The 10,920-nt window shown below is 58.0% G+C and carries 11 protein-coding genes; 7 read left to right on the forward strand and 4 right to left on the reverse strand.

From position 1 onward, the window contains the following. Positions 1 to 146 precede the first annotated feature (146 nt). On the forward strand, positions 147 to 1,856 hold the full coding sequence (dauA, locus tag K0J45_RS02545; RefSeq protein ID WP_258406813.1) for a C4-dicarboxylic acid transporter DauA: 1,710 nt from the start codon (positions 147 to 149) through the stop codon (positions 1,854 to 1,856). Positions 1,857 to 1,861: 5 nt separating this feature from the next. Here the strand turns inward: dauA and K0J45_RS02550 are convergent, their stop codons facing one another. Continuing rightward, positions 1,862 to 2,491 carry a flavin reductase family protein gene (locus K0J45_RS02550; protein WP_220044122.1) on the reverse strand — a complete coding sequence of 210 codons (630 nt, stop codon included), beginning with the start codon at positions 2,489 to 2,491 and terminating at the stop codon, positions 1,862 to 1,864. 219 nt (positions 2,492 to 2,710) lie between these two features. Between K0J45_RS02550 and K0J45_RS02555 the strand changes: the two genes are divergently transcribed. After that, positions 2,711 to 2,995 carry a DUF134 domain-containing protein gene (locus K0J45_RS02555; protein ID WP_160796126.1) on the forward strand — a complete coding sequence of 95 codons (285 nt, stop codon included), beginning with the start codon at positions 2,711 to 2,713 and terminating at the stop codon, positions 2,993 to 2,995. A gap of 9 nt (positions 2,996 to 3,004) precedes the next feature. Then, positions 3,005 to 3,532, forward strand: coding sequence for a NifB/NifX family molybdenum-iron cluster-binding protein (locus K0J45_RS02560; protein WP_220044123.1), 528 nt, complete (start codon positions 3,005 to 3,007; stop codon positions 3,530 to 3,532). Positions 3,533 to 3,537: 5 nt separating this feature from the next. On the opposite strand, the gene K0J45_RS02565 is transcribed toward K0J45_RS02560, so the two are convergent. Next, positions 3,538 to 3,879, reverse strand: coding sequence for a thioredoxin family protein (locus K0J45_RS02565; RefSeq protein WP_220044124.1), 342 nt, complete (start codon positions 3,877 to 3,879; stop codon positions 3,538 to 3,540). Positions 3,880 to 4,138: 259 nt separating this feature from the next. Between K0J45_RS02565 and K0J45_RS02570 the strand changes: the two genes are divergently transcribed. Next, a complete protein-coding gene (locus tag K0J45_RS02570) occupies positions 4,139 to 5,350 on the forward strand; it encodes an NnrS family protein (RefSeq protein ID WP_220044125.1) in 1,212 nt (403 codons plus the stop codon). A gap of 56 nt (positions 5,351 to 5,406) precedes the next feature. After that, positions 5,407 to 6,783 (forward strand): ammonia-forming cytochrome c nitrite reductase subunit c552, encoded by a 1,377-nt coding sequence (locus tag K0J45_RS02575; RefSeq protein ID WP_220044126.1) that lies wholly within the window; start codon positions 5,407 to 5,409, stop codon positions 6,781 to 6,783. Positions 6,784 to 6,852: 69 nt separating this feature from the next. Here K0J45_RS02575 and K0J45_RS02580 read toward each other — a convergent pair whose 3' ends face one another. After that, on the reverse strand, positions 6,853 to 7,770 hold the full coding sequence (locus tag K0J45_RS02580; protein WP_220044127.1) for a LysR family transcriptional regulator: 918 nt from the start codon (positions 7,768 to 7,770) through the stop codon (positions 6,853 to 6,855). Positions 7,771 to 7,897: 127 nt separating this feature from the next. Here K0J45_RS02580 and K0J45_RS02585 point away from each other — a divergent pair, with 127 nt between their 5' ends. Beyond that, positions 7,898 to 8,989 carry an alkene reductase gene (locus K0J45_RS02585; RefSeq protein ID WP_220044129.1) on the forward strand — a complete coding sequence of 364 codons (1,092 nt, stop codon included), beginning with the start codon at positions 7,898 to 7,900 and terminating at the stop codon, positions 8,987 to 8,989. A 73-nt stretch (positions 8,990 to 9,062) separates the two neighbouring features. Here K0J45_RS02585 and K0J45_RS02590 read toward each other — a convergent pair whose 3' ends face one another. After that, a complete protein-coding gene (locus K0J45_RS02590) occupies positions 9,063 to 10,220 on the reverse strand; it encodes a putative sulfate/molybdate transporter (RefSeq protein WP_220044130.1) in 1,158 nt (385 codons plus the stop codon). Positions 10,221 to 10,578: 358 nt separating this feature from the next. Between K0J45_RS02590 and K0J45_RS02595 the strand changes: the two genes are divergently transcribed. Beyond that, complete coding sequence (locus K0J45_RS02595) at positions 10,579 to 10,911, forward strand: hypothetical protein (RefSeq protein ID WP_258406752.1); 333 nt, start codon at positions 10,579 to 10,581, stop codon at positions 10,909 to 10,911. The last annotated feature ends 9 nt before the right edge of the window (positions 10,912 to 10,920 follow it).

The raw sequence follows: 10,920 nt of genomic DNA on the forward strand, positions 1-10,920 counted from the left end.
TAGCAGTCCAGCCTCTACGCTCACAGAAACTTCAGGTGTATCGTCACCTCACGACTTGCCATTTTTTGCCAAGTGCAGACAAGCCTTGATCTCGACTCGTTACACTCAGATGTTCGCAACTGTGTTGCGGCCGCAAGCATTATTTCATCGGGATCAACATGTTTTCAGCAGTCAAAAAAAGCATCAGCGCTAAACCCTCTTTTCAGGAGATACAGACCAACATCTTGGCGGGATTGACCGTGGGGGTGATTGCCCTGCCACTCTCTATGGCACTGGCGATCGCCAGTGGTGTGCCGCCTCAGCACGGCCTCTACACGGCGATGATCGCCGGCATAGTGATCGCCCTGTGTGGCGGCTCTAAGGTCAACATCTCTGGGCCGACGGCGGCCTTCGTGGTGATTCTGCTGCCAATCGTGCAGCAGTTTGGTCTGGGGGGACTCCTGCTGAGCGGCCTGATGGCCGGGGTGATACTGCTGTTGATGGGACTGGGTAAGCTGGGCAAGTTGATCGAGATAGTGCCTTATCCCGTGACCGTAGGCTTCACCGCCGGGATAGGCGTGGTGATAGCCACCTTTCAAATCAAAGACTTCTTCGGTCTCGAGGTGGCCGCCGGTGGCGAGCATTACCTGGAAAAGCTCTCCTATATCCTCCAGGCGCTGACCAGCATCAGTTGGCAGGAGACGCTGATCGGTGCCCTGACCCTGGCCGTGTTGCTGGCCTGGCCCAGGCTAAAGTCTAAGGTGCCGGCGCATCTGGCGGCGCTCTTGGTAGGCGCACTCATCGCCTGGATCATGACCCAGATGATTGGTGGTTTCTCGGTGGCGACCATAGGCAGCCGCTTTCACTATGAGCTCGATGGCCTGCTGGGCAGCGGTATTCCGCCCATCATGCCAAGTTTCGAGTGGCCCTGGAATCTGCCGGGCGCCGATGGTCAGCCCATAGGCATGAGTTTTGAGCTGGTGCGTGAGCTACTGCCCTCGGCCATCACCATCGCCATCCTGGGAGCGCTGGAATCCTTGCTGTGCGCCGTGGTGGCCGATGGCATGTCGGGCAAGAAACACAACCCTAACGATGAGCTGATCGGCCAGGGGCTGGGTAACATCTTGGTGCCTCTGTTTGGTGGTATTCCTGCGACGGCGGCTATCGCCCGCACCGCGGCCAACGTCAAGGCCGGGGGGAGCATGCCGCTGGCTTCCGTGGTCCATGGCCTGTTTATCTTGGCGGGTATCCTCCTGCTGGCGCCGCTGCTGTCATATATTCCTATGGCATCCATGGCGGCGCTGCTGCTGGTGGTGGCCTGGAACATGAGCGAGGCCAAACACTTCGCCCGCACCCTCAAGGTTGCGCCTAGAGACGATGTGTTGATCTTGGTGCTCTGCTTCGCCCTTACCGTATTGTTCGACATGACGATTGCCGTGGCGGTGGGCATGGGGCTGGCGGCCATGTTGTTTATTCGCCGCAGCATCAGCCTGACCGATGCCAGGGCGGTGGAGACCAACCATCAGGCCTATGAGGTGCCAGAGAGTGTGGTGGTGTACGACATCAATGGGCCGCTGTTTTTCGGCTCTGCCCACAAGGCGCTCAAGACCATCGCCCTGGTGCGTCCCGACGTGCGGGTGGTGATTCTGGATATGTCCGAGGTGACTCTGCTGGATATGAGCGCCATCGTCGCCATGGAGTCTATCGCCCAAGATCTGTCGGGCAAGCAGGTGGCGCTGATCATCAACAACCTGCAGCCGCGCATGTTGCTCAAGCTCAGGCGGGCGGGGATCCGCAAACGCCGTGGTCAGGTGGAGTACGCCCGCACCATGGATGACAGCTTCGCCCTGGCGCAGCGGATGACGGCGCAGGCATAAAGCGATTAGGGCACTTGGGGCCGCTGCATATCGAAGCGCAGCGCCTCAGAGATGCCGTAGTAGGCAGAGGGGCCGCCGGCCCTGAGGATAGGCTCGGCCTTGGCGGTCTGATAGCTGCCATCTTCTATCAGGCCGGGGTCGATGTGCACGGCGACCACTTCGCCCAGCACCAGCCAGGTCTCAATCTTCTCGCCAGCGGCCGATTGCAGCTGCAGCGACTGGGTCAGCCTGCACTCGAAGTTGACCGGGCTCTCGGCCACCCGATCGACCCCCACAATGCTACCCGGTACAGGCGTGAGCCCGGCAAAATCAAACTCGTCGCTGCCCGCTGGCAGGGCCGCCGAGGTGAGGTTCATCTTCTCGGCTAGCGGCCGGGTGGCCAGGTTCCAGACAAATTCGCCCGTCGCCAATATGTTGGCCAGGCTGTCCTTATAGCCGACGCTGGCGAAGCCTATGATAGGTGGATGGTAGTTGAAGCAGTTGAAGAAGCTGTAGGGAGCCAGATTTCTATGGCCCTCGGGGCTGCGAGAGGCGATCCAGCCGATCGGCCTGGGCCCGACGATGGCATTGAGCGGATCGTGCGCCAGCCCATGGCCCTTGCTTGGTTCGTAATAATACTTTGTCTGCTTATCCATCTTGCCCCTCCGATTGTCCTGTCTCGCATTTCATCTTCACATAGCATTATTTAATGCCGCTTAGCACCCAAAAACAACTCTCTTGTGATGTTGATTCAGCCACCGCGAATATAAGCCAGTGTGAGCCAGCCCTCAGTTTCATTTCATAAGATCTCCCACAATTCAGTTATTGGCGCACGCCAATAACTAGTCAACATTTAATCGATAAAGGGAACGGCCATGCCAAGACCCAAAAAATGTCGCCGTCTGCAGTGCCGTCCGCCCTGCAGCCTGTTTAAGCCTAATGGGATCCCAAGCGTGGAGCTGGAGAAGATCCAGCTGGAGGCCGACGAATTTGAGGCCCTGGCGCTGGGAGATGTGCAGCGTCTGAGTCAGTTGGAGGCGGCTGCGTCCATGGGGATCTCCCGCCAGACCTTCGGCAATCTGCTGGCCAGTGCCCGCCACAAGGTGGCGACGGCGATCACTCAGGGGCAGGCCATAGTGCTGCCGACATCGAACCAATAAGGAATCATCATGATAATTGCTATGCCCATGAGCAGGGGCCGTCTGGCGGCGCATTTTACCAAGGCGCAGCGCATCGGCTTCTTCAACGAATATCACCAGCTGATCACTAGCTTCGATAACCCGGCCATAGGTGGCGGTGGTTGTCGTGCCAAGAGTGAACTGCTCAGCCTGATCAAGGCGCAGAAGACAGACATAGTGATAGTGCAGCATATCGGCGAGCGCATGCTGGGTAAGTTGCTGGCGGCTGGGATAAGCGTCAGCCAGGGTGACAACGCTGAGAGTATCGAGGTGCTGCTTAGCCAGACCCAGTTGCTGGAGCATCGTCTGCTGGACGCCTCACAGGGACGGGCTTCCCTCAATCACGCCAAGAAGGGCGGCTGCTGTGCCAGCGGGGGAAACTGTGGTTCGGCCGAGGGCGGATGTGGCTGCGGCGGTCATAAGCCTATGTCTGAGGTATCGAGTTTGCTACAAAAGCCTGAGTCAGCCCAGGGTGAACAGGCGTCTGTCTCCTATAGCGGCTTTCGACCCCTGAGTTAGGCCCATCAGTCCAGCAATTGATAGGGGCGAGCGATCGCCTCTCTTACCTCGGCCATGGCAAACACTTTCACAAAGCGAGCAAACGCCTGACCCTGAAAGTAGAGCTCGACGACGGGAAGGCTGAACACCCTGTGGGCGGCGGCAATATCGGCCTGCTGCTCACAGTCGATATAGCAGAGGTGCATCTTGGGAAATTCCTCGGCCAGCATCTGCAGCAGCCTGGGCTTGATGCTCTGACAGACGCCGCAGTGGGCGCCGCCAAAGAGCAGGAGCACGGCCTCATGGGTGGCTAAGTAGTCGACCAAGGCGTCATTCGACTCTATGTTATCTGCAATTAACTGTGCCATCTGCATTACCCTTGTCTTTCATGCTCTCTTTCGCCTCGATGCTTTCGAGAGGCTTCGCAACCGTTACGCTACTTACTGAGTATGCCTCTAAAGAGGTATTTAAATTCAATATCATAGCCTAATTTACCTACTTGGTTCACACTTCTTTTGTTCGGCTCGAATATCCGTTGTCCGCTATCTCTCCTCTGAGTAGACTGGCGGCAATAAAGCTACATTCAAAATGTTTGTTTAGTCCCTTATTCAGACCGAGGCGCAGCAGATGCTAAATATCGATGATCCTAGCGTGGTCGACAAGACACCGGCGATTTGGCGCCTGGGGTTTAGGCCCTTCTTTCTGGGTGGCGCCCTGCTGGCGACCCTGTATGTGCCCCTGTGGTTGATCACCTGGTATCTGCCTGAGATGAGCCTGCTGAGATCTCAGTTCTGGGTCAAGGTGGTACCGCTGTGGTGGCATCCCCATGAGTTGCTGTTTGGTTTTGCCATGGCGATCGTCTCTGGCTTCCTGCTCACCTCGGTGCAGACCTGGACCAATCAGCCTAGCCTCAAGGGCTGGCCCCTGGCCTTGGTATTTGCCTGCTGGTTGCTGGCGCGGGTGCTGCTATTATCGCCGTTTGAGCTGCCGGTGTGGCTGCCGGCGCTGTTTGACAGCCTCTTTTTGCTGCTAACGGCGGCCAAGCTCTGGTCTTGCATCTACCGGGTCAAGCAGTGGCGCAACATAGGCTTTCCCATCATGTTGCTGGTGGCCACGGGGATCAATCTGCTGAGTTACTACGCCCTGAGCCAGCGCGACTTCGTGCTGAGCCACCATATCTGGCAGGGCATGCTCTGGTGGCTGGGGCTGTTGATCACCATAGTGGGCGGCCGGGTGATCCCCTTCTTTACCGCGGTGCGCGTCAAACAGGCCAAACCCGAGCCGATTAAGGCGTTGGATCTCAGCCTGATCGCCTTGATGATCTTGTTGATTGCTCAGGGGATCACTAAATACCTCGCGCCCGGGGGCGAGCAAGCTTTGCTGGCGGTGACGGCGCTGGCACACCTGCTGCGCTGGAGTCGCTGGCTGCCCCACAAGACGCTCGGCGAGCCCATGCTCTGGTCCTTGCAGCTGGCCTATCTCTGCTTGCCCCTGACCCTGGCGGCGCTCGCCTGGAATATTGACGATGAAAATGCCTATCGCCATCTGCTGCATCTATTTGCCATAGGCACCATGGCCGGGCTCTGCCTGTCGATGATCTCCCGGGTCTCTCTAGGCCATACCAGCCGTGATATCTATCAGGGCCCCAAGATGTCACTGGCTTTTATGGGCATCACGCTGGCGGCGCTGTGCCGGGCCGTGATGCCGTTGTGGTTTCCCGAATATAGCGAGCTGTGGCTGTGGATCGCCGGCAGCTGCTGGAGTCTAGCCTTCGGCTGGTTTGTCTGGTGCTACGCGCCCATATTAACCCGGCCTAGAGTCGACGGACGTCCGGGCTAGCCCAGACACAATCTATCCCAGACACAAGTAGTCATTTAAATGAGTGTGGAAGTGTAATGAAGAAACTAACTGCCATCGCATTGAGCCTGCTGGGCTGGTGCACCCTGAGCCAGGTGCTCGCCGCAGATATTAGCCCCGAGGCCATGGATAGTATGAGAACCATGAAGGCCAAATATCCTAATCAGTATGCCAGCTGGCAGGCGACTTCGACCCAGGCGGCGCGCAGCGACATGCTGGCCAGCTATCCCGCCGCCATTATCCTCTGGGCGGGCTCGGCCTACGCCAAGGAGTACCATAGCCCTCGGGGGCATCAGTTTGCGGTGGCCGACGTGACCCATACCCTGCGCACAGGTGTACCGCCTGGAGAAGGCAAGAAGGGGCTGTCGGCGAGCTGCTGGACCTGTAAGTCCCCCGACGTGCCAAGGCTTATCGATGAGCTGGGGGTCGAAGGCTTCTCGGCAAAGAACTTCACCGATCTCGGCACCGAGATGAACAGCGTGGTCTACTGCAGCGACTGCCACCAACAGGGCAAGGCGGAGTTGGCCCTGCCGCGTCCTCACGCCCGCGACGCCATGGCCAAGGTCCATCTGCCCTTCGACAAGCAGGATGAGGCGATGCAAGGGGCGCAGGTGTGTGGCCAGTGTCATGTGACCTATTACTTTCAGCCGGAGCGCAGCAACAAGGTTAACATTCCCTGGATCTTCGGCAGCAGCGCGGATCTTATTGAAAAATATTACGACACCCGCCGCTTCTACGAGTGGATCCATCCCGTCTCTAAGACGCCCATCCTCAAGGCGCGTCATCCGGAGTTTGAGCATTGGAGTCGCAGCGAACACGCCAAGGTGGGTGTCACCTGCGTGACCTGCCACATGCCGGCGGCGACCGACGGCGAGGGCAAGGCCTACACCAACCATCAGGTGGGCAAGGCACTGCCAAACTATGACGCCGTGTGTCAGGGCTGCCATGAGAATAAACAGGCCTTGATGAAACAGCTCACCTCGGCCAAGTCGCAGATTGCCGAGAAGGCGAGACGCGTGGAGCAGCTGCTGGTCAAGGCCCACTATGAGGCTGGAGCCGCCTGGGATGCGGGCGCGAGCTGGGCAATTATGAACGATGCCATCATGGCGATCCGTCATGCACAGTGGCGCTGGGACTTTGCCATGTCATCCCACGGCAGCTATGCCCATAATCCTCAGGAGGCTAACGCCCTGCTGGACACGGCGATCCTTCAGGCCGAACATGCCCGCCGCGCGCTTAGCGAAATCCTCAGCATGTTGTCTGTCACCCAGGTGAACTACCCGGACATCTCCACCAAGGAGGCGGCGCAGCAGGCGGTGGGGATCGAGCTGGATAAGCTGACCGAGGCTAAGCAGGCCTTTATCAAGCAAGAGGTGGACAAACACTGGCCCGCGGTGAGCCGAACTGGTTACTAATCTACTGGTTTTCAAGTTTACGTAATTAAAAGCACCGGCCTGGATATTGGGCCGGCGTTTTTTTTGTTGCTAGCGTTTGAGCAGCGGATATTGGTTGTCGAAGGCCTGGCATTTCTCTTTAAGAAACTCGATGCAGGTGCGGACCTTGTGGCTTGGGTATTCCGTCTGCAGATAGGTGAGCTGTAGGGGGATGGGCTCGGCCAGATAGTCTGTCAGCAGCAGCTCGAGCCTGCCCTCTGTGACCTCCTGGGCCACATCGAACCAGCTCTTGTAGGCGATCCCTTCTCCCGCCAGGGCCCACTCCTTAATCACGGCGCCGTCGTTGCAACTCTTGCTGCCCGTCAGCTCGACCTCGAGGGGCTGTTGTTTGTCGGTGAAACGCCACTTGTGCCATGGGGTATTGCCGCGGTTGAGCAATAAGATCTTATGCTGGCTCAGCTGCTGAGGGTGGCTCGGGCGACCATGTCGCGCTAAGTAGCCTGGGGAGGCCACCGCCACCCTGTGCATGCGCGCCAGCTGCCGACGCATCAGGGAGGAGTCCTGCAGTTCACCGTATCTCAGCGCCAGGTGGACATTTTGAGCGATGAGGTCGTCCAGCTGATCGCCGAAATAGAGCCTCAGGGTCAGCTCGGGAGCCTGGGTCGCTAGCTCATCCAGCCAGGCTCTTACCCGGTTGCGGCCAAGATCTGAGGGGAGGGCGATGCGTAGCTCGCCCCTGAGTTCGCCTCGCTTGTCGGCGAGGGCGTCGCTGGCGCCTTGCAGCAGGCTGAGAGCCTGACGGCCTGTGTCGATGAAGGCCTGGCCCTCCTCGGTGAGCTGCATCTTGCGGGTCGAGCGGGCGAACAGCTGACAGTTGAGCTTATGTTCCAGACGCTGTAGGGCGGCGCTGGCGGAGGCAGGTGTCATGCCCAACTCGCGAGCGGCGGCCGATACGCTGTGCAGATCGGCGATGCGGATCGCCAGTTGCAGATCTTTGAGATGATACATATCAAAAATTTTTTGAAAATGATTTCAATACTAGCCTAATTATCAAATTATGTAACGGGTAATAGACTCTGTTTCATCGAACAACTTGAACTACATCTGCCGCGACCTGTCGGCATAAGGAAACCCGATGAAACTCTTTAACTCCTACCAGATGGGCCAGCATACCTTGGCTAATCGTATCGTTATGGCGCCCATGACACGCTCACGCACCAGTCAGCCGGGCAACCTGCCCAACCAGATGATGGCCACCTACTATGCACAGCGCGCCTCGGCGGGGCTGATAGTAACCGAGGCGACCCAGATCTCAGGCGATAGCCAGGGATATTCCTTCACTCCTGGCATTTATACCCAGGCACAGATCGACGGCTGGCGTCAGGTGACAGATGCGGTGCACAGTGCGGGCGGTAAGATCTTCAATCAGCTCTGGCATGTGGGCCGGGTGTCTCATCCTGTCTTTCAGGGCGGCGAGGCGCCCATGGCACCCTCGGCCATCAAGCCAGAAGGAACCCAGGTCTGGGTGGTCGATGCTGCGCACCCCGAGGGGCAGATGCTGGATTGTCCGACGCCCAGAGAGATGACCCAGGCGGATATCGACCGTGTGGTCAAGGACTTTGCCGATGCGGCGAGCAATGCGGTGACCGCCGGCTTCGATGGGGTGGAGATCCACGGCGGTAATGGTTACCTCATCGATCAGTTCCTGCGTACCAACTCTAACAAGCGCCGGGATGCCTACGGCGGCAGCGGTGAGAAACGTATTCGCTTCCTGCTTGAGGCGGTGGCGGCTGTGAGCGAAAGAATAGGCGCCGGTCGGGTCGGCGTGCGTCTCGCCCCCTTTGTGACCTTCAAGGATATGAACTGCCCCGAGATCGTCGATACCATCTTGCTGGCAGCCGGCGCGCTGTCAAAGATGGGGGTCGCCTATATTCATCTGTCAGAGGCGGATTGGGATGATGCGCCGCAGATCCCCGAGTCCTTCCGTGTGCAGCTGCGCCACCTGTTCGACGCCACTATTATCGTTGCCGGACGCTACGATCTTGCCAGAGCCAGCGAGGTGCTGAGCAAGGGCTATGCGGATCTGGTAGCCTTCGGTCGCCCCTTTATCGCCAACCCTGACCTGCCCCACAGGTTGCAGCACAAGTTGCCGCTGGCAAGCTTCGACAAGGGGCCGCTGTTTGGCGGTGGCGCCGCTGGGTATACGGACTATCCCACCGCGCGTTAGGTACGATAAAAATCTGATGAGAGGTAATCCCCTAGCTCCAAGGGTTAGTACAAGGGCTAGAGGATTAATCGACTCAGTGTCTGAGGTCAGAGATCAGGTGCCACTGCCTGCGGCCCATCTCCAATATCACACCTACGGCGAGTCCGGCGGCGGTATTGATGGTCAGGCAGACGGCAGCGGTGGATAAGATCACAAAGATGCAGAAGGGTTTACCATCGAGAAAGCGTTTCGACCAGGCCAGTTGCAGGCCGGCGATCGCCAGCAGACTTCCCAGGATCGCAAGAGGGATCAGGGACAGCACCTGGGCTATGGTATCGCCCCAGCACAGGGCGACCAGCAGGCAGCAGATACCGAACAGGGCCGGGGCGCGCCAGCTGCGGGCACCAAAGTGATACTGCACCGCCAGGCCGCCCGCGCCATGGCACATGGGCGTGGCGCCCAGTGGTGCCAGTAGCAGGTTTGCCCAGCCCGAGCTGGTGGCCAGGCGCCGCGGCGCGAAACGTTTGTCATCGATTAGCCTATCTTGGGGAAACTTCTCTCCGGCCATGGCCGAAGTGGCGATCACCGCATTGGTGAGTGTGAGTGCCAGTTGCGGTAGCACTAACAGCAGGGCGGCAGATTGCCACTCGTCGATATTGGGCCAGCCCAGTTGCCAGTCAGTGGTGCCCGACAGGGTGAAACTGGGGGCCGAGCCCTGGTTTGCCTGCCACAGCACGCCTAGCACCAATACCAGGGGCATGGCCAGGTAGGGAAGCGGCATGAAACGGCTCATAAACAGGGCGCTGAAGGCCAGTATGCCGATGAGCCAGGTGCCGCTCATCATCTGCCCGCCCATCCAGATGAGTTGCAGGCCGATAGCCAGTTGTATACCTATGCTCACGGCGGGGGATAGCTGTTTGGCCATCCAGCCGATGGCGCCGCTATAGGCCAGCAGCAAGAGTATGAGTCCCATCAGGATACCGCTGGCCTGCAGCATGCCGGGCGTGAGTCCCTGGGCGATCACCAGCGCCGCGATCACCTTCATCGGCTGCACAGGAATGGGCCGACGATAGAAGTAGGCGGTAAAGAGGGCGAACAGGCCGAAGCCGAGAAAGATCCCCTGAGGGGAGAAATGGTTGATGGCGATCAGGCCGAGCACCAGTGGCAGAAAGGTGCCGAGATCGGCGAAGGCACCGCTGAATTCTCCTATGTGTTTGTTTAGCTGGTTAACGTCTTGGGTGTTACATCTCATATTACTTGCCGTGGGAAATCATCACTCATTTCATGGCAAATTTAATGCCATGTTTTTTGTAGGCTTTTATCGGTAAAACCGAGGCAAAATGGGCCATTTGGCTAAAGTGGGTGAGACAAGTTGTCACACTCTTGGTCGCCACTGGGTCAAGAGATCTCAACATTAATTATTGCTAATCATTCAAAAAGTGTGCGATTGCTGCGGATTTCTGGTCGGACGTGTGTGTTAGTGTTTCGCTTCTGTCAAATGAAAAAGGGGTCAAGTGATGGAAGAGAAGCAGTTAATCAAATTGGGGATTGTGCCTTTGATGGTGGTGACGACATTCTTGCTATCGGCTTGTGCCAGCCAGAGAGACATTATGATAGACCAAGGATATCCGGTCGCCTATGCCGATGGTTACGACGATGGATGCCATAGTGGTAATAAGGCGGGCGGCAGCCTGTTCGATCAGTTCAAGAAGGATGTCGCCAAGTTCGACGCCGATAAACAGTATGCTCAGGGATGGTCCGACGGCTTCAAGCAATGCGAGTCTGAGCAGGAAGCGATTCAGCGCCAGGTGAGACTGAATCTGGAGCAGCAGAAACTCGACGAGCAGAAGAAACATAATGCCTGGGAAGAGAAGAAGGCGATGGAGCGCGAGGCGCTAAAGGGGGTAGACACCAGCGGCCTGAAGAGCCTGTCTCAATCTTAGCGACTAAGC

This window comes from Shewanella alkalitolerans, assembly GCF_019457575.1.
GTDB lineage: Bacteria > Pseudomonadota > Gammaproteobacteria > Enterobacterales > Shewanellaceae > Shewanella > Shewanella loihica.

What these genes read in the sequence shown, in the direction of transcription:
- K0J45_RS02550 (WP_220044122.1), bottom strand. Translation starts at nt 2,491, where the DNA reads ATGGATAAGCAGACAAAGTATTATTACGAACCAAGCAAGGGCCATGGG.
- K0J45_RS02575 (WP_220044126.1), top strand. Translation starts at nt 5,407, where the DNA reads ATGAAGAAACTAACTGCCATCGCATTGAGCCTGCTGGGCTGGTGCACC.
- K0J45_RS02580 (WP_220044127.1), bottom strand. Translation starts at nt 7,770, where the DNA reads ATGTATCATCTCAAAGATCTGCAACTGGCGATCCGCATCGCCGATCTG.
- K0J45_RS02570 (WP_220044125.1), top strand. Translation starts at nt 4,139, where the DNA reads ATGCTAAATATCGATGATCCTAGCGTGGTCGACAAGACACCGGCGATT.
- K0J45_RS02565 (WP_220044124.1), bottom strand. Translation starts at nt 3,879, where the DNA reads ATGGCACAGTTAATTGCAGATAACATAGAGTCGAATGACGCCTTGGTC.
- K0J45_RS02555 (WP_160796126.1), top strand. Translation starts at nt 2,711, where the DNA reads ATGCCAAGACCCAAAAAATGTCGCCGTCTGCAGTGCCGTCCGCCCTGC.
- K0J45_RS02560 (WP_220044123.1), top strand. Translation starts at nt 3,005, where the DNA reads ATGATAATTGCTATGCCCATGAGCAGGGGCCGTCTGGCGGCGCATTTT.
- K0J45_RS02585 (WP_220044129.1), top strand. Translation starts at nt 7,898, where the DNA reads ATGAAACTCTTTAACTCCTACCAGATGGGCCAGCATACCTTGGCTAAT.
- K0J45_RS02590 (WP_220044130.1), bottom strand. Translation starts at nt 10,220, where the DNA reads ATGAGATGTAACACCCAAGACGTTAACCAGCTAAACAAACACATAGGA.
- K0J45_RS02595 (WP_258406752.1), top strand. Translation starts at nt 10,579, where the DNA reads ATGATAGACCAAGGATATCCGGTCGCCTATGCCGATGGTTACGACGAT.